Annotated in this window: 16 protein-coding genes; 11 read left to right on the forward strand and 5 right to left on the reverse strand. The window is 71.9% G+C overall.

Features of this window, described 5'->3' with window-relative positions; genetic code table 11:
- The first annotated feature begins 46 nt into the window (after positions 1-46).
- The 5 genes from ACIHFD_RS38500 (at position 47) to ACIHFD_RS38520 (ending at position 6,316) form a co-directional block, all read left to right on the forward strand.
- On the forward strand, positions 47-2,818 hold the full coding sequence (locus ACIHFD_RS38500) for a glycoside hydrolase family 3 C-terminal domain-containing protein (protein WP_397371236.1): 2,772 nt from the start codon (positions 47-49) through the stop codon (positions 2,816-2,818).
- Positions 2,815-3,819: a LacI family DNA-binding transcriptional regulator gene (locus ACIHFD_RS38505; protein WP_364243256.1), complete on the forward strand. Its 1,005-nt coding sequence runs from the start codon at positions 2,815-2,817 to the stop codon at positions 3,817-3,819. Before ACIHFD_RS38500 ends, ACIHFD_RS38505 begins: the two co-directional genes overlap by 4 nt.
- A 94-nt stretch (positions 3,820-3,913) precedes the next feature.
- Complete coding sequence (gvpO, locus tag ACIHFD_RS38510; RefSeq protein WP_397371182.1) at positions 3,914-4,231, forward strand: gas vesicle protein GvpO; 318 nt, start codon at positions 3,914-3,916, stop codon at positions 4,229-4,231.
- Positions 4,232-4,246: 15 nt separating this feature from the next.
- The gene (gene sigJ, locus ACIHFD_RS38515) at positions 4,247-5,131 is read left to right on the forward strand and encodes an RNA polymerase sigma factor SigJ (protein WP_397371183.1); all 885 of its coding nucleotides are present in this window, start codon (positions 4,247-4,249) and stop codon (positions 5,129-5,131) included.
- A 66-nt stretch (positions 5,132-5,197) separates the two neighbouring features.
- Complete coding sequence (locus ACIHFD_RS38520) at positions 5,198-6,316, forward strand: NAD(P)/FAD-dependent oxidoreductase (protein WP_397371184.1); 1,119 nt, start codon at positions 5,198-5,200, stop codon at positions 6,314-6,316.
- On the opposite strand, the gene ACIHFD_RS38525 is transcribed toward ACIHFD_RS38520, so the two are convergent.
- Positions 6,285-6,827, reverse strand: a complete 543-nt coding sequence (locus ACIHFD_RS38525; RefSeq protein ID WP_397371185.1) for a GNAT family N-acetyltransferase — start codon at positions 6,825-6,827, stop codon at positions 6,285-6,287. The genes ACIHFD_RS38520 and ACIHFD_RS38525 overlap by 32 nt on opposite strands.
- Before the next feature lie 103 nt (positions 6,828-6,930).
- Positions 6,931-7,449, reverse strand: a complete 519-nt coding sequence (locus tag ACIHFD_RS38530) for an AAA family ATPase (protein WP_350731400.1) — start codon at positions 7,447-7,449, stop codon at positions 6,931-6,933.
- A 95-nt stretch (positions 7,450-7,544) separates the two neighbouring features.
- On the opposite strand from ACIHFD_RS38530, the gene ACIHFD_RS38535 reads away from it, so the two are divergent.
- From ACIHFD_RS38535 to ACIHFD_RS38545, 3 genes are all read left to right on the forward strand, one after another.
- Complete coding sequence (locus tag ACIHFD_RS38535) at positions 7,545-8,102, forward strand: DUF6939 family protein (protein ID WP_397371186.1); 558 nt, start codon at positions 7,545-7,547, stop codon at positions 8,100-8,102.
- A 141-nt stretch (positions 8,103-8,243) separates the two neighbouring features.
- Positions 8,244-8,654 carry a RidA family protein gene (locus tag ACIHFD_RS38540; RefSeq protein ID WP_397371187.1) on the forward strand — a complete coding sequence of 137 codons (411 nt, stop codon included), beginning with the start codon at positions 8,244-8,246 and terminating at the stop codon, positions 8,652-8,654.
- 60 nt (positions 8,655-8,714) lie between these two features.
- Positions 8,715-9,257 carry a TOPRIM nucleotidyl transferase/hydrolase domain-containing protein gene (locus ACIHFD_RS38545; protein ID WP_397371188.1) on the forward strand — a complete coding sequence of 181 codons (543 nt, stop codon included), beginning with the start codon at positions 8,715-8,717 and terminating at the stop codon, positions 9,255-9,257.
- Between the two features lie 99 nt (positions 9,258-9,356).
- Here the strand turns inward: ACIHFD_RS38545 and ACIHFD_RS38550 are convergent, their stop codons facing one another.
- The 3 genes from ACIHFD_RS38550 to ACIHFD_RS38560 all read right to left on the reverse strand — a co-directional run bounded on the left by ACIHFD_RS38550 (position 9,357) and on the right by ACIHFD_RS38560 (position 13,371).
- Entirely contained in the window at positions 9,357-10,637 is a 1,281-nt protein-coding gene (locus tag ACIHFD_RS38550) for a hypothetical protein (protein WP_397371189.1), read from the reverse strand.
- Between the two features lie 238 nt (positions 10,638-10,875).
- Complete coding sequence (locus tag ACIHFD_RS38555; protein ID WP_397371190.1) at positions 10,876-12,627, reverse strand: acetyl/propionyl/methylcrotonyl-CoA carboxylase subunit alpha; 1,752 nt, start codon at positions 12,625-12,627, stop codon at positions 10,876-10,878.
- 24 nt (positions 12,628-12,651) lie between these two features.
- Positions 12,652-13,371 (reverse strand): SDR family NAD(P)-dependent oxidoreductase, encoded by a 720-nt coding sequence (locus ACIHFD_RS38560; protein ID WP_397371191.1) that lies wholly within the window; start codon positions 13,369-13,371, stop codon positions 12,652-12,654.
- A gap of 130 nt (positions 13,372-13,501) precedes the next feature.
- Here ACIHFD_RS38560 and ACIHFD_RS38565 point away from each other — a divergent pair, with 130 nt between their 5' ends.
- The 3 genes from ACIHFD_RS38565 to ACIHFD_RS38575 all read left to right on the forward strand — a co-directional run bounded on the left by ACIHFD_RS38565 (position 13,502) and on the right by ACIHFD_RS38575 (position 17,360).
- A complete protein-coding gene (locus ACIHFD_RS38565) occupies positions 13,502-13,774 on the forward strand; it encodes a WXG100 family type VII secretion target (protein ID WP_026214895.1) in 273 nt (90 codons plus the stop codon).
- A gap of 183 nt (positions 13,775-13,957) precedes the next feature.
- Positions 13,958-15,097: a S8 family serine peptidase gene (locus tag ACIHFD_RS38570; RefSeq protein ID WP_397371192.1), complete on the forward strand. Its 1,140-nt coding sequence runs from the start codon at positions 13,958-13,960 to the stop codon at positions 15,095-15,097.
- A 118-nt stretch (positions 15,098-15,215) separates the two neighbouring features.
- Positions 15,216-17,360, forward strand: coding sequence for a protein kinase (locus ACIHFD_RS38575; RefSeq protein ID WP_397371193.1), 2,145 nt, complete (start codon positions 15,216-15,218; stop codon positions 17,358-17,360).
- Positions 17,361-17,409: the final 49 nt, after the last annotated feature.

Genomic DNA, 17,409 nt, shown 5'->3' on the forward strand with positions numbered 1-17,409 from the left:
CCCAGGCCGGTCGTCGAAGCGCTTCGACAGTTTCAAAGGGATGACCATGCAAGAACCCTTCCGCGACCCAGCGATCCCGATTCCCGACCGGATCGACGACCTGGTGCGCAGGCTCACCCTTGAGGAGAAGGTGGGGCTGCTGCACCAGTACCAGGCGCCGGTCGAGCGGCTGGGCCTCGGCGCGTTCCGCACCGGCACCGAGGCGCTGCACGGGCTGGCCTGGCTGGGACCGGCCACCGTGTTCCCGCAGGCCGTGGGGCTGGCCTCGACGTGGGATCCCGACCTGGTGCGCAGGGTGGGCGAGGCCACCAGCGACGAGGTGCTGGCCTTCCACCACAAGGATCCGGCGGGCGCGGGCCGCAATGTGTGGGCCCCGGTGGTGAACCCGCTGCGTGACCCCCGCTGGGGGCGCAACGAGGAGGGTTACTCCGAGGATCCGTGGCTGACCGGCGTGATGGCCACGGCCTATGCGCGTGGACTTAGTGGGAGCGCTCCCGAAGTCCTCAAGACCGCCCCCACGCTCAAGCACTTCCTGGCCTACAACAACGAGACCGACCGCTGCACGACCTCCAGCAACCTGCCGCCGCGGGTGCTGCGCGAGTACGAGCTGCCCGCCTTCCGGCCCGCCATCGAGGAGGGCGTGGCGGTGGCGGTCATGCCGTCGTACAACCTGGTCAACGGCCGGCCCGCGCACCTCAGCCCGTTGATCGGCGAGGCGCTGCGCGCGTGGGCGCCCGACGACCTGCTGGTGGTCAGCGACGCGTACGCGCCGGGCAACCTCACCGCGCTCCAGGGCTACCACGACACGCTGCCCGAGGCGTACGCGCACGCGATCAAGGCGGGGATCGACAGCTTCACCCAGGACGACGACCGCTCCGAGGCCACGCTCGGCCACCTGCGCGACGCGCTCTCCCAGGGCCTGCTGGCCGAGGAGGACGTGGACCAGGCCGTGCGGCACGCGTTGTCGATCAGGTTCCGGCTGGGGGAGTTCGACCCGGCGACGCCGTACGACGACATCAGCGACAACGTGGTCAACTGCCCCGAACACCAGGCGCTGGCCAGGGAGGCGGCGCGGCGCTCGTTCGTGCTGCTGAAGAACGACGGGCTGCTGCCGCTCGACGGCGTGACCAAGGTCGCGGTGATCGGGCAGCTCGGCGACGCGCTCCTGGAGGACTGGTACAGCGGCACCCTCCCGTACGCGGTCACCGCCCGCCAGGGGCTGGGCGAGCGGTGCGAGACGGTGTTCTGCGAGGCCGTGGACCGGGTGACGCTGACCGCCGAGGCCGGGCCGGTGGCCGCCGATCCCGCGGGCGGGCCGCTGAGCGTGGGCCCGGGCTCCGGCTCGGAGGCGGGCACGTTCGACCTGTTCGACTGGGGCGGCGGGGCCTACGCGCTGCGGGCCGTGGCGACCGGCCGGTTCGTGTCGGTGGACGGCGTCACGCTGGTGAACGACCAGCCGGGCCCCAACGGGTGGGAGGTGCGCCAGACGTTCCGGATGGAGGAGCGGCCGCGCGGCACGCTCGCCCTGCGCCACATCTCGACCGGCTGCTACGTCGGCGCCGGCGACGACGGCGTGCTGCGCCTGGTCGACGACGCCGACCAGGCGGTCTGGCTGGCCATGGACGTGCTCAGGAGCGGCACCGACCAGGCCGCCCGCCTGGCCGCGGCGGCCGACGTGGCGGTCGTGGTGGTCGGCGACCACCCCCTCGTGAACGGCCGCGAGACCGAGGACCGCATGACGCTGGCCCTGGCCCCCGGGCAGGACGCCGTGGTGCGGGCCGTGCGCAAGGCGAACCCCCGTACCGTCATGGTCATCACCAGCGGCTACCCGCTCACCTGGACCGACGACGAGGTCCCGGCTGTGCTGTGGTCGGCCCACGGCGGCCAGGAGTACGGCCACGCCCTGGCCGAGGTGCTCTTCGGCGACGCCGACCCCGAGGGCCGCCTCACCCAGACGTGGTACCGCTCCGAGCAGGAGCTGCCCGACCTGCTCGACTACGACATCATCGCCTCCGACGCCACGTACCTGTACTTCCGCGGCGTCCCGCTCCACCCGTTCGGCCACGGCCTGAGCTACACGACGTTCGAGTACGCCGACCTGCGCGTACAACTGGACGGCGACCTGGTGCGGGCCCGCGTCACCGTGACGAACACCGGCCCGCGGCCCGGCGTGGAGGTCGTCCAGTTCTACACCCACCAGCAGCGCTCCCGCGTCAAGCAGCCGCTGCGCCGCCTGCGCGGCTTTGAGAAGGTCCGCCTGGCGCCCGGCGAGAGCCGCGCCGTCACCCTGACCCTGCCGGTGCCGGAGCTGGCGTTCTGGGACGTGACCAGGAGCAGGTTCGTCGTGGAGAGCGCGCCGCACCAGCTCATGGTCGGCCGCAGCGCCACCGACCTGCGCCTGAGCGCCCGCTTCGAGGTGGACGGCGAGAGCGTGCCGCCCCAGTCGGGGCTGCTGCGCGCGGCGGCGCACGACGAGTACGACGCGATCACGTTCGTGGACGAGACCAAGGTGGACGGCGACGCCGTCAGGTCCGACGCGGAGGGGGCCTGGATCCTCTTCCGGCAGGTCGATCTCAGCGGGGCCACGACGTGCGTGGCGACGGCGGGCAGCGCGGAAGGCGGCATGATCACCATCCGCCGCGGCGACCCCCTCTACGGGGAGGCCCTCGCCACCTTCCCCGTCCCCAGGACCGCCCGCTACGCCTACCACGCCATCACGGCCTCGCTCGCGGCCGCCGACGGCGTGCACGACCTTTATGCCGTGTTCGAGGACGACGGCGTCACGCTGGCCCGGCTCGACTTCGGAGCCGGGGCTTGAGCGGGCGCACGGTCACGATCTCCCAGGTCGCCAAGCACGCGGGCGTGGCCGTCAGCACGGTCTCCTACGTGCTCAGCGGCAAGCGGACGATCTCGGCCGACACCAGGCGCCGGGTGCTCGACAGCATCAGCGCGCTCGGCTACCACCCCAACGCCGGCGCCCGCGCCCTGGCCAGCAAGCGCTCCAACGTGATCGCGCTGGTGCTGCCGCTGCGGGCGGGCATGCACGTGCCCGTCCTGATGCGCTTCGCCAGCGCCGTGGTGACGGCCGCGCGCCGGTTCGACCACGACGTGCTGCTGCTGACCGCCGACGAGGGCACCGAGGGCATCCGGCGGGTGGCCGCGAGCGCGCTGGTGGACGCGCTGGTGCTCATGGACGTCGAGCTGGACGACCGCAGGGTGCCGCTGCTGCGCGAGCTGGCCGAGCCGAGCGTCCTCATCGGCTTCCCCGCCGAGCCCGCCGGGCTGACGTGCGTCGACCTCGACTTCGCCGCCGCCGGCGCGCGGTGCGTGGACCACCTCGCCGAACGCGGCCACGAGGAGATCGCGCTGCTCGGGGCGCCTTCCGTGGTGTACGAGCGGGGAACGGGGTTCGCCCGGCGGACGCGCGAGGGGTTCGTGGAGGCGGTGGCCGCCCACGGTCTGCAGGGCGTCGCGCTGCCGTGCGAGGACACGTTCGACGAGGTGTACGAGACCGTACGCGGCCTGCTCCTCGACCGCCCCGGCCTGTCCGGGCTGGTCGTGCACAACGAGGCCGCGGTCGGCCACGTGCTGGCGGCGCTGCGGCAGCTCGACCGCCGGGTGCCGCACGACGTGGCGGTGGTGGCGATCTGCCCCGACGACGTGGCCGAGCGGGCCAGCCCGCCGCTCTCCTCCGTGCTGATCCCGGCCGAGGAGGTGGGCAGGGAGGCGGTCCGCCTGGTCATGGACAAGCTCGAAGGCCGCGCGGTGCCCGACTCCACCCTCCTCACCCCGCTCCTGGCCGTCCGCGCCAGCACCTGACCCAAAGCGGCGTCAAGCCTGTCCGCTTTTTCGCCTCCTGGAGTTCCGCGTCCCCTTCTGCGGGCAGGCTGGCCGAGGCGAGGGGAGAGAACGCATGACTGAGCCGCGCATGCCCCCGGGGGCCGCCGACTCGGACGCGGAGGGGCTGACGGCCGTGACGGCCGGTGGGGTCGGGCTCCGCCACATCATCGATGTGACCGCGAAGGAGGCCGAAGGGGTCACGGCGGTCGAACCGGTCGAGGGCGGCTGGAAGATCGGCGTCGAGGTCGTCGAAGACCGTCGCATCCCCTCCTCGGACGACATCCTCGCCCTCTACGAGGCCCGGATCGACGCGGAGGGCGGCCTGCTGTCGTACCGGAGGCTGCGGCGCTACCGGCGCTGCGACGCGGATGGGTCACCTACAGGAGGGTGACCTAGCATCGGGTGCGTGGACGACCCTGGCGCGGAGGTGTTCGAGGGGCAGCGGGCGCGGCTGTTCGGGCTGGCGTACCGGCTGCTCGGCTCCGCCGCCGAGGCCGAGGACATGGTGCAGGAGACGTACCTGCGATGGAGTCGGGTCACCGGGCCGGTCGAGGTCCCGGCCGCCTGGCTGACCAGGGCGATCACCAACCTCTGCCTCAGCCGGCTTACCTCCGCGCGGCGGCAGCGGGAGAGCTACGCGGGCCCGTGGCTGCCCGAGCCGGTGCTCACCGCCGACGGAGCGCTCGGGCCGCTGGAGACCGTCGAGCAGCGCGAGTCCGTGTCGATGGGCGTGCTCATCCTGCTGGAGCGGCTGACGCCGGTGGAGCGGGCGGTGTTCGTGCTGCGGGAGGCGTTCGGGCACAGCCACGCGGAGATCGCCGACGTGGTGGGCATCGAGGAGGCGTACTCCCGTCAGCTCCACCGGCGGGCGCGGGCGCACGTGGGGGAGCCGCGCAAGCGCTTCGCGAGCGACCAGGAGCAGCACCGGCGCATCGTGCGGCGGTTCCTGGAGGCCGCCGTGCACGGCGACGTCGCCGCCCTGGAACGGCTGCTCGCCGACGACGTGGTCGCCTGGACCGACGGGGGCGGCTCCGTGACCGCGGCCCGGCGGCCGGTACACGGTCCGGCGAAGGTGACGCGCTACCTGGGAGGGCTGGTCACGCGGCCGGAGGCGGCCGGGGTGGTGGCCGAGTTCCTGGAGGTCAACGGGGAGCCCGCGGCGCTGATCCGCGGCCCCGGCGGCGACCTGCTGGCGATCATGACCATGGAGCTGGACGGCGACCACGTCGCCATCGTCCGGACCACCGTCAACCCGGCCAAACTCGCCTTCGCCGGGGCACAGCTCGCCTGATCCGGGTGTGAGCACGATCACACGCCGGTCCTGTCACGGATGGGCGGGCTCGCCAGTTCAGGAACCATGACAGATCGCATCGTGGTGCTGGGAGCCGGATATGCCGGACTGGGAGCGGCCAAGCGCGCCGCACGACGGCTGCGGGGCGCCGGAGCTCGGGTGACGCTGGTCAACGCGGCCGACCGGTTCGTGGAGCGCATCCGGCTCCACCAGCTCGCCGCCGGCCAGCGGCTGCCCGACCTGCCGCTGGCCGGCCTGCTCGACGGCACCGGCATCGAGCTGGTCGTCGCCCGGGTGACCGGGATCGATCCGGGTGCGAGGACGGTACGCCTGGACGCGCCTCCGTACGAGCTCTCCTACGACGTGCTCGTCTACGCCCTCGGGAGCGCGGCGGAGCTGGACTCGGTGCCCGGGGTGCGCGAGCACGCGTACACGCTGGCCACCGCCGACGAGGCCGTCCGGCTGGGTACCCGCCTCGCCGGGACCGGCGAGGTGACCGTGATCGGCGGCGGGCTGACCGGGATCGAGGCCGCGACCGAGTTCGCCTTCACCCGCCCCGGGCTGCGCGTCTCGCTGCTGTCGGGCGGCCTGATCGGCGGAGGCCTCTCTGCACGTGCCCGCCGCCACCTCCACCGGGCCTTCCGCCGCATGGGCATCGCCGTCCGCGAGCGCACGCCGGTCGCCAAACTCGGCCCGAACGGCCTGCTGCTGGCGAACGGGGACGAGCTGCCCGCCGAGACCGTGGTCTGGGCCGCCGGTTTCCGCGTCCCCGGCCTGGCCGCGGAGGCAGGGCTGGCCACGGACCGGCACGGACGCATGCTCGTGGACCGGTCGCTGCGGTCGGTGTCGCATCCGGAGGTGTTCGGCATCGGCGACGCCGCCCGCACCCTGGACCGGAGCGGGCAGGTCGCCCGGATGGCCTGCCAGACCGGCCTCCCCATGGGGATCTGCGCGGGCGACGCGGTGGCCGACCTGCTGAGCGGGCGGACGCCGCGGCGGGCCAGATTCCGGTACGTCTGGCAGAACATCAGCCTGGGCCGGCACGACGGCGTCACCCAGTTCACCCGTCCGGACGACAGCCCGCTCGACACCGTCCTCACCGGCCGGACCTCGGCGGCCTTCAAGGAGACCATCGCCCGCGGCACCGTCTGGGCTATGCGCCACCCGGGCCCGTACCGGCCGTGACGGCCCATCGCTCATGGTCCCGCCACGCCCCGTCGATGAACTGGAAGTCCGGCGAATACCCCTCCCGCCGGAAGCCGGCCCGCTTGATCAGGTTCAGAGAGGGGGTGTTCGACGGTTGGATGTTGGCTTCGACCCGGTGCAGCCCCAGCTCGCCGAACGCGTACCGGACGAGCAGCCGCAGCCCCTCGGTCATGTAGCCCCTGCCGGTCGTGGACGAGTAGGCGCAGTAGCCCAGGGTGCCGTCCTGGCGGGTGCCCCGGATGATGTTGTTCAGATTGGCCCGGCCGACGATCGCGCCGGTGTCGACCCGGCAGATGACGAATCCCTCGTTCGCCGGGCCGTCGAAGCGTGCCATGTAGCCGTCGAAGGCCTCGTCGGTGGTGATGGGGGCGCCGGGCATCCAGCGGGCGAGCAGGTCGGCGCTCTCCCGGTTCAGGGCCAGGAATTCCGTACGGTCGCGGTGGCCGATGCGGCGGATGCCGACGCGGGCGCCCTGGGCGAGGTAGGTCACTTATCGATCTTGTCGTAAGGCCGGCCACGACGCGCACCGCCAGGACCGGCCGTCCCACTCGGCATGGCGCAGGCACAACACGCGGACACCCATGCGCCCGACCCTACGAGCCCGAGCCCCTGGCGTGCTCAAGACTCCGGAGAAGGGCGTCGAGCGACTCCTCGGGGGCCTGTCCGGCGGTGTCGACGAGGACGCGTTCGCGTTCCCACGGCTCGTACTCGCGCTCGACGACCTCCCGCCAGTCAGGCGGCCGCAGGTCGGGGATGTCGATCGAGCGCGAGGTCACGCGGTGCCGATGCTCGGCGGGATCGGAGCAGACCACCTCCACCTCGGCCACCGGAACGCCCGCCTTGACCCCGACCTCCCGCCAGGCGTCGCGGGTGACGCCCAGTGGGTTCACCGACTCCGCGATCACCGTCAGCCCCTGCCGCAGGTGCTCCTCGGCCAGCGCGTAACCGACGACGTATCCGGCGGGGCCGATGGGGTGGCGGGCCAGGCCGGAGCGGACGATCGCCTGCTCGATGGTGTCGATCCGCACGTGCACCGCGCCGATGCGGGCGGCGAGGAGGCGGGCGAGCGTCGTCTTGCCTGTCGCGGGGAGACCGCCGATGACGATGAGCATGCACCCCATGCTAGGAAGCCCACCCGGCGAGCGCGGAAATTGTCACTCCCGTAGTCCAAGCTGAACCCGTCCGCTCTCGCGAAGGGGTGCCGTTCGTGTCGATCCAGGTCGCCGGCCGCCGTCGTTCGGCTGCCTCGCTCGCCAAGGCCTTCCCCGGCGCCGAGGTCATCGACGTGACCTCCAAGGCGGACGAGCCATGGGTGCGGCTGAGCCCGTTCTACCCGCATGGCGGCATCCCCGTCCCGCAGACCCCGGGCGTCACCAGCCAGAGCGTCGAGGGGATCTGGCAGGCGCTCAAAGTCTTCGAGACCGCCGACGTCGACCCGGCGAAGCTCGCGATCACCACCATGACCGGCCTCAAACGCACCGTACGCAAGTACGGCCCGGTGCGCGGCCACCGCGACGGCCTCCACGGGGACCGGCTGCTGACCTACCAGGCCGCGCGGCGCCGCATCTACCTCCCAGCCTACCGCTGGGTCCTGGAGCACAAGACCGGCGATCTCGTGGAGCGCCTGCGCCTGCTCGCCGCCGACCGCGAGGTCGTCCTCCTCGACTACACCACCAACGGCGACATCGACGACCCCGCCACCCCGCTCTCCCACGCCGCGCTGATCTGCCTGCACATCCAGGAGAAATGGCCCGAGGAAGACTGACCCGCAGTCACCATCAGGTTCCCCAGTCACTAAAAAGTGCGTCCTTCCATGTCAGGGCACACTCTCTTATGGTTTCTGAGTAACTACTAGAGATCACGGGCGTCCTGGTTCGGCGGGCGCCCGGACAAGGAGGCAGGCGACATGGCCATCACTCTCGTCAACCCCGACGGGTTGCCCAAAATCGATGTCTACCGGCAGGTGTCGATCGCATCAGGGACGAAGCTCGTCTTCCTCGCCGGACAGGTCTCCTGGGATGCCCAGGGGGTCACGGTCGGCGAAGGCGACCTCGCCGCGCAGGTCGAACAGTGCTACCTCAACATCGCCACCGCCTTGGCCGGGGTAGGCGGCTCCTTCGACGATGTGGCGAAACTGACCGTCTACGTCGTCGACTGGACCCCCGACAAGATGCCCGCGCTCCTGGAGGGCATCTCCCGGGCAGGTGCGAAGCTGGGGGTCACTCCGGTCCCACCGGCCACACTGCTGGGCGTTGCGGCACTGGACATCCCCGAGCATCTGGTCGAGATCGAAGCCACCGCGATGCTCGGCGCATAAAAGGGGATGAACCTCTCCAGGGTTCGGTGCGAGGCTGGGCTCGTGAGCGACACGCAAACCGTGGTCCTGGTCGAGGGAGTCAGTGACAAGTCGGCCGTCGAAGCGCTGGCCGAGCGCCGCGGCCGGAATCTGGCGGCCGAGGGCATCTCCCTGGTGGCGATGGGCGGTGCCACGAACATCGGGACGTATATCGGCAAGTTCGGCCCTCCCGGTCGCGATCTCCGGCTGGCCGGTCTGTGCGACGTCGGGGAGGAGGGCGACTTCCGGAGAAGCCTCGAGCGCGCCGGCCTCGGATCCGACCTCAGCCGAGGCGATCTGGAGGCGCTCGGATTCTTCGTGTGCGTCGCCGACCTGGAAGACGAGCTGATCCGCGCCCTCGGCACCGCCATGGTCGAGCAGGTCGTCGATGCCGAGGGCGAGCTCAGCTCGTTCCGCTCGCTCCAGAAGCAACCCGCGTGGCGCGGGAGGGCCACTCACGACCAGTTGCGCCGGTTCATGGGGTCAGGCGGCGGCCGCAAAATCCGCTATGCCGGCCTGCTCGTCGCGGCCCTCGATCTCGATCGCGTGCCGCGACCGCTGGACATGCTGCTGGCCCACCTGTGAGGCCGTTGTCGTCGCCGGGTGAGGCCTGACGCGCGAGCGCTCCCCGCGGGCTTGTGGGCCCAGGGGGAGCGCTCGTCGTGGTTTCGGTCGGGCTAGGGGTTACCAGTCGCCGCCACCGAAGTCGCCGCCACCGAAGTCGCCTCCGCCACCGAAGTCGCCCCAGCCGCCGCCGTCTCCGCCGCCGCCGCCGAAGTCACCGCCCCCGCCGAAGTCGCCTCCGCCGCCGTCGGCGTAGCCCTCGGCATAGCCAGCGCCGTAGCCGCCGTAGCCGAAGCCGCCGCTGAGCAGGCTGCCCATCATGGTGCCGATGAACATACCGGTCATGATGTCGCCGAAGCCGCCGTAGTAGCCGTACGCGTACGGCTGGTACGCGGGCCCCGCGTCGTAGTAGGGGCGGCGCTGGCCGTCGACCATGACCTCGCGCATCTGCGGGTCGAAGCCGCGCTCCACGGCCTCGGCGTCCATCTTGCAGGCGGGCACGTCACGGACGGCGCCACCGGGCGGGGCCCAGCGGACGTCGCGGGCGGACGGGCCGTGCTGCGGGTTGAAGAAACAGGGGGCGCGCCGCTCGGGGACCGGGTCGTTGTGGACCTTGGCCTTCACCACGGCCAGCGCGTAGCGGCCGTCCTCGAGGGTCTGGGTGACCTCGCGGACCTGCTCGGCGCGCTGGACGTTGGCCAGCTGGGTCTTGGCCTTCTCGTAGGAGTCGAGCGCCTGCTGCCACTCCTCGATGTGCTTGCCGCCCTGGCCGGCGAGCGTCACGTCGGTGTCGAGGGAGGTGATCTCCTCGCCCAGCTTGGTGACGTCCTCGTCCACGGTCTGCTTGACGGCCGCCAGGTCCTTGGCGTCCTGGATGGCCTTCTTCTTCTTGCGGTTGCTGGAGTAGAGGAAGTAGCCGCCACCGCCGACCACGACCAGGCCGCCCAGGGCGATCAGCGCGGCGGTGCCGCCGGCGCCGGGGTTGGCCTGGCTGCCGGTGTCGAGCGCGGAGCGCTTGCCGTCGACGGCGAGGTCAACGCGGTTGACGAAGTCCTTCATGCCGTCCACGACGTTGCCGGAGTTGGCGCTCACCGCGAGGTTGGCCAGCCTGCCCGCGACACCCTGCTGGCGGATGGCGCTCGAGGCCGCGAACAGCGTCTCGCCGTCGAGCACGGCGAACGTGGCGCTGTTGCGGCCGGCCTTCGTGAGCTCGGAGTTGAGCGAGCTCATGTACGACGCAATCGTGGAGTTGTCCAGCGTGCCGTCGGGGAGCGCCACGGTATAGATCTTGCTCTTGGCCCCCTTCAGCGCGTCACGGATCTCATCCTGCTGGTCCGACGACAGCGGTGAACCGGACTCCACGAAAAGCGGGTCCTTCTTGTCCTTCCAGTAGGACACCACCGACTGAGCATCAGGGGGTGCCGCCGCGTTGGCGGCAGGGGACAGCGCAAGCACGACGATTAGACCGGCGATCAGAGCCGCAAGCGCGGCCCCTGCTCGGCGCAGCGAGTGGGTCATTGGCAGCAAGCCTCCTTCGCCCATGAGGACGAACGAGCGGTCGGCAAAGTTCCTCACTGTCGCACGTTACCTGTCCGCGAGCGCGCGGGCGCGCACCGTGGCGAAGATGCCGGAATCTCCGTCAGGTGTCCTTGATCTCACAGATCGCGGCGCCCGACGTGACCGTCTGCCCGACCGCGGCCGTGAGCCCCGTGATCGTGCCCGACTTGTGGGCGGCCAGCGGCTGCTCCATCTTCATCGCCTCCAGCACCACGACCGTGTCGCCCTCGTTCACCACGTCCCCGTCCGTGGCCACGACCTTGACGATCGTCCCCTGCATGGGGCTGACCAGCGCGTCGCCGCCCGCCGCCGACGCCTTCCCGGCGCGGGCGGCACCGCGTCGCGGCGCCTTCGCGGGTGCCGGCGCGGACGCGCCGAACCCGGCGGGCAGCACCACTTCGAGGCGTTTGCCCCCGACCTCGACCGTCACCGTCTCGCGCGCGGCGGCGCCGGCGTCCGGGCCCGAGGCGATCTCCTCCTCGTACGGCGCGACCGTGTTCTCCCATTCCGTCTCGATCCACCGCGTGTGCACCGAGAACGGCGAGGAGACGAACGCCGGATCGGACACGACGGCCCGGTGGAAGGGCAGCACGGTGGGCATCCCCGAGATCTCGAACTCGGCCAGCGCCCGCCGCGACCGCTCCAGCGCCTCCTGCCGCGTCCGGCCCGTGACGATCAGCTTCGCCACCAGCGAGTCGAACGTCTGCGGCACCGTCATCCCCGCCTCGTAGCCGGCGTCGAGGCGCACCCCGGGCCCGGCGGGCGGGCGCATGACGGTCAGCGTCCCGGGAGCGGGCAGGAAGTTGCGCCCGGCGTCCTCCGCGTTGATCCGGAACTCGATCGAGTGCCCGCGCAGCTCCGGGTCGCCGTACTCCAGCGCCTCCCCGTCGGCGATCCTGAACATCTCCCGCACCAGGTCGATCCCCGACACCTCCTCGGTGACCGGGTGCTCGACCTGCAGCCGGGTGTTCACCTCGAGGAACGAGATCGTCCCGTCCTGCCCCACGAGGAACTCGCACGTGCCGGCCCCGACGTAGCCCGCCTCCTTCAGGATGGCCTTGGAACCGGAGTAGAGGATCTCGAGCTGCTCCCGCGACAGGAACGGCGCCGGCGCCTCCTCCACCAGCTTCTGGTGGCGGCGCTGGAGCGAGCAGTCGCGCGTGCTGACCACGACCACGTTGCCGTGCGCGTCGGCCAGGCACTGCGTCTCGACGTGGCGCGGCCGGTCGAGGTAGCGCTCCACGAAGCACTCGCCCCGTCCGAACGCCGCGACGGCCTCGCGCACGGCCGACTCGTACAGCTCGGCGACCTCGTCCAGGTTGCGCGCCACCTTGATGCCGCGCCCGCCGCCGCCGTACGCCGCCTTGATCGCGATCGGCAGCCCGTGCTCCTCCGCGAACGCCACGACCTCGGCCGCCCCGGAGACGGGGTCCTTGGTGCCCGCGACCAGCGGCGCGCCGACCTTCTGCGCGATGTGCCTGGCCCGCACCTTGTCGCCGAGCGCGGCGATGGCCTCCGGCGGCGGGCCGATCCAGATCAGGCCAGCGTCGATGACGGCCTGCGCGAAGGCGGCGTTCTCGGCCAGGAAGCCGTATCCGGGATGCACGGCGTCGGCGCCGGAGCGCCGCGCGACGTCGAGCAGCTTGGCGATGTCGAGGTAGGTCTCCGCGGGGGATCGGCCACCCAGCGCGTACGCCTCGTCGGCGACCCTGGCGTGCAGGGCGTCGAGGTCCTGGTCGGCGTAGACGGCCACACTTCCGATCCCGGCGTCCTGGCACGCGCGGGCCACCCGTACCGCGATCTCGCCGCGATTGGCGATCAGAACCTTCCGCACCGACCTAAGTCCTTCCTGAGAGGTTCAGCGGCCCAGGTACGCGCCGCCGTTCACATGGAGCACCTGCCCGGTCACATGCCTGGCTCCCGCGGAGGCCAGGAACAGAACGGTATCGGCGACGTCAGAGGGGGTGCCGGGGCGCCCGTTCCGCGTGTTCTCCACGCGTGCCCTGATGCCGTCCTCGGTCAGCCGGCCGCGGAAGAACTCGGTGTCCAGGACGAGGCCGGGGGCGACCACGTTCGCGGTGGCGCGCCGGGGGCCGAGCTCGGCGGCCAGATCGGCGGTCCAGGACTCCAGGGCGGCCTTGGCGGCGCCGTACGAGCCGGAGCCCGTGCCGTGCGCGGCGATGGAGCCGATCGAGACGATCCGGCCGCCCTCCCTCAGGCGCGGCGTCAGCGCGGTCGTGACGAGGACGGCGGACATGAGGTTGGCGTTGAGGTTGGCCCACCAGGCCTCGGCCACGTCCGTCAGCTCGCCGGGCTGCCTGCGGTCGAGGTTGGTGTTGCCGCCGGCGTTGTTGACCAGCACGTCCACGTGCGGCGGCAGGCTGCCGAGCGCCTCTTTCACGGCGACGGGGCTGGAGGCGTCGAACGCCACGTGCGCCGCCCCGAGCCGCGCCGCGGCCTCCTTCAGCACGTGCTCGCGGCGGCCGGTGATGGTCACGCGGTCGCCGAGCGAGACGAACGCGGCCGCGACGGCGTATCCGATGCCGGTGCCTCCGCCGGTCACCACAACCTCGCGCATGACCCGAGCGCTCCCCGAGACGAATCCGAACAGTCCTCGGGTAGACCATAGCCGCTCGGTATAACTCAGGCGACGGTAGGTGGTCACCCCTTAAGTTGAGGGCGCTTTCCCCATGTTCCAGGAGGTATGCATGAGCCAGAGCATGCTCGGCGGCGACCCCGCGGAAATGCAGCAGATGGCCAGTCAGTTCACGCAGCAGTCGGAGGCGGTCCGCACCACCATGACCGCGCTCGACCGCGAGGCCGCCAAGGTCGGCACGGCGTGGACGGGGCCGGGCGCCCAGCGTTTCCAACAGGCGTGGCAGAACTACCGCACGGCCTTCCAGCGCATGACCGAGGAGTTGCAGGAGGCTTCGCGCGTCATCGGCACCTACCGCCAGAACATCGAGTCCGCAACGAAATGAGCAACGGATCGGGGCCCTGGCAAGGGAGCCGGGGCTTCCTTCCGTCAAAGCCGAACCGAAGCCGAAGCCAGACCGATGCCGATGCCGGACCGATGCCGGACCGGCGCTGATTCGGGCCTGATTCGGGGCTGATTCGGGCAGGCCCCGCCGCCGCCCGAATCCGGCAAGCTACGCTTTTTCCCCATGATTGGTCGCGCCTTGGTGGCGAGCGTGCTCGCTCTGCAGGTCCCGCTGGCGCCCGCGGCCGTGAGGGACGAGTGCCGGCCGCCCAGGGGCACCATGCAGGTGGGCGAATCCTGGGCGCAGAAACGGCTCGACCCCAAGCGCGTCTGGTCGCTGTCCACCGGCGCGGGCGTGAAAGTCGCCATCGTCGACAGCGGCGTCGATCTGCAGCACCCGCAGATCCGCCTGGCGGGCCGGGCCGACCTCACCGGCACCGGCTACCGCGACTGCGTGGGCCACGGGACCGCGGTGGCGGGCATCATCGGCGCCCAGTACATGCAGGGCGTGCTCTTCTACGGCATGGCGCCGGGCGCGCGGCTGCTGTCGTACAAGCAGACCGCCTCCGAGCGGAACGGCGACCCCGGTCTGCTGGTCAAGGCCATCAAGGCGGCCGCGGACGAGGGCGCCAAGGTCATCAACGTGTCGGTGTCGACGAGCGACCTGCCCTCGCTGCGCGAGGTGGTGCAGTACGCGCTCGCCAAGGACGCGGTGATCGTGGCCGCGGCCGGCAACGTCACGAAGGAGGACGGAACCCCCGTACCGGCCTATCCGGCCGCCTACGAGGGGGTGCTCGCGGTCGGCGCGGCGGGCCCGAACGGCATCCTGTCCAACTTCTCCAACGTCAAGACCCCCGTCGCCGTGCTCGGCCCCGGCCAGGGCATCACGTCCACCTGGCCCGGCCGCTCCTACTTCAAGGACCTCAACGGCACCAGCTACGCCGCCCCCTACGTCGCCGGGGTGGCCGCGCTCGTCCGGGCCCGCTTCCCGAAGCTGGACCAGGCCCAGGTACGCCAGCGCATCATCGCCACCGCCGACGGCGCCACGGGCGGGGGCAAGGGCGCGGGCATGGTCAACCCGATGCTCGCGCTCAGCGCGATCCTCCCGTACGAGCCCGCCGGCGCCCCCGTGGTCGCGCCCCCTCCGCCCAGCCCGCTCGCCGCGGAGGCCGTGGCCAAGGTCCCGCCCGTGGACCACGACGCGATCGACCTGGCCCTGATCGTCGCCGGGTCCGCGCTCGGGCTGGCGCTGCTGGTGGCGGTCGCCCGCGTCATGATCCCGATGGGCCGCCGCAGGGGCTGGCGGCCCGGCCGCCCGGAGTGACTCGGGCTGCAAGGAAACAAAACGGTGAATTGTCGGGTACGGCCCGAAACTTCTGATGCTGAAGTGAAAGATCTGGTTCAATGTGTCCAGATCATGCTTTGCCGTGAAAGGTTTAGTCATGCACGCTTTGCGCCCTGGTGATCCCGAGCGGATCGGCGATCTCAGCATTGTTGGCCGGCTGGGAGAGGGGCCGCGGGGCGAGGTGTTCCTTGGCCGCGAGTCCGAGGACGCCCCCATCGTCGCGGTGAAGCTGCTCCCGGCGGAGCCGGACGCCGACGCCGACGCGCCGGTCAAGCACCTGGCAGCCAAACAGGTCTCCAGCTCGTACGTGGCCAGGGTCCTGGACGCCGGAATGCACGAGGACCGCCCGTACGTCGTCAGAGAGCACGTCGAAGGCAAGAGCCTGGCCCAGGCGGTGGCCGACGACGGGCCACTGACCGGGGACGCGCTCGAGCGGGTCGCGGTCGGGGTGCTGACCGCCCTGTCGGCCGTCCACCTCGCCGGCCGTTCGCACAAGTCGCTCACACCCCACAACGTGATCCTCGGCCCCGAGGGCCCGCGGGTCACCGACGCCGGGATCGGCGAGCCGGTGGGCGAGATCGCCTACCAGGCCCCCGAACAACTGCTCGGCCTGCAGTACGGCCCCTACGCGGACGTGTTCGCCTGGGCGGCGACCATCGCGTTCGCGGCCACGGGCAAGGCGCCGTTCGCCGACCGTGACGCGGTGCTGACCGGCGAGCCCGAGGTGGACATCGAGGCCGAGCCGGTGCGCAGGGTGGTGCTGGCGGCGCTGTCCAAGGAGGTCGGCAAGCGGCCGACCACGTACAGCGCGCTCATGCAGCTGCTCGGCGGCAACGCCAAGCCGCCCGCGGCCCAGCAGACCGCCATCGAGGGCGTGCCGATCCAGGGCATCCCGATCCCCGGCGTGCCCGGCCAGGGCGGTCCCGTGCCGCCGCAGGACACGCTGGTCGCCGGGCCGCCGATGCTGCAGGAGGGCCCGCCGCCCGTCCAGGGTCCGCCGTTCGTGCCGGGCCCGCCCATGCAGGGTCCCCCGATGCAGGGTCCGCCCATGCAGGGCCTGCCGGTGCCGCATCAGCACCAGTCCGAGACGCCGATGTGGGGCCCGCCGGAGCCGGACCAGCAGCCGCAGCACATCAGGCTCGAGGCCGTGCCCTCCGGGGCCGCCGCCCGGCCGCGCCGTGGCTTCCCGCTGGGACTGGTCGCTGGGGTCGCCGTGGTCGCGCTCATCTCGGCCCTGGGCCTGTGGGGCGCGAACAGGTACGTGAAGCTGCAGCAGGTCAACCCGGCCTCCATGGCGCAGGCCAACGCGGACGAGATCCCGGTGCCCGCCAGCGCCCCGGCGACCACCGGCCCGCAGGGCACGGACCCTCTCGGCGGCGGCGCCGATCCGCAGCAGACGCAGCCCGAGGCCACCGTGCCCTGGGGCGCCACGGCCGCCCCGGACGACTCGGGCGTCGGACCGCTGACGCTGCCCACCGAGTGGTCCTCGACCTCGGCCGCGCCCCAGGTGCCCGAGCTGACCACCGTGCCCACGACCCCGGCCGCGATCCCGACCCAGCCGGTCCCGACGCAGCCGGTCCCCACGGCCACGCAGCCGGCCGCGAACAACACGGCCGAGTCGACGCCGACGCCCAGCAAGACGCGGCACGGGAAGCCGACGGCGACGGTCACGAAGACGGTGGACAGGACGCCCACGCCGACGCCCACGCCGACCGAGGAGCCCACGAAGGAGCCGGAGCCCACCCCGACTCCGACCAAGGAGCCGACGAGGGAGCCGGAGCCCACCCCGACTCCGACGAAGACGACGGCCAAGCCCACGCCGACCCCCACGAAGACGACGGCCAAGCCGACCCCGACCAAGACCACGGCCAAGCCCACGCCGACCCCGACGAAGACGACGCCCAAGCCGCCGACCACGAACCCGTACTCGCCCACCCAGGTGTGCGGCTCCGGCTTCTCGGTCCAGCGGTCCAGCCCGTTCGGCGGCGGGGTGACGTACCAGCTCTGGAACAACAGCGCCGGCCAGAACTGCGTGGTCACCATCAAGACCACTGACATCGGCAAGAAGACGCCGGTCAGCGCGACCCTGGAGGTCCAGGGCGGCGGCAGCCAGACGGACTCCGGCAGCTTCGAGTACTACGCCGGCCCGGTCAAGCTGCCCGCCAGGGGCAAGTGCGTGCGCTTCTCCGGCAGCGCCGGCGGCACGAGCACCAGCGCGGCCTGGGGCAGCTGCGGAGCCTGAGCGCCCGTTCTAAAGACAGATGGGCCCGGATCGCTGAGATCCGGGCCCA

Source organism: Nonomuraea sp. NPDC051941, assembly GCF_044593615.1.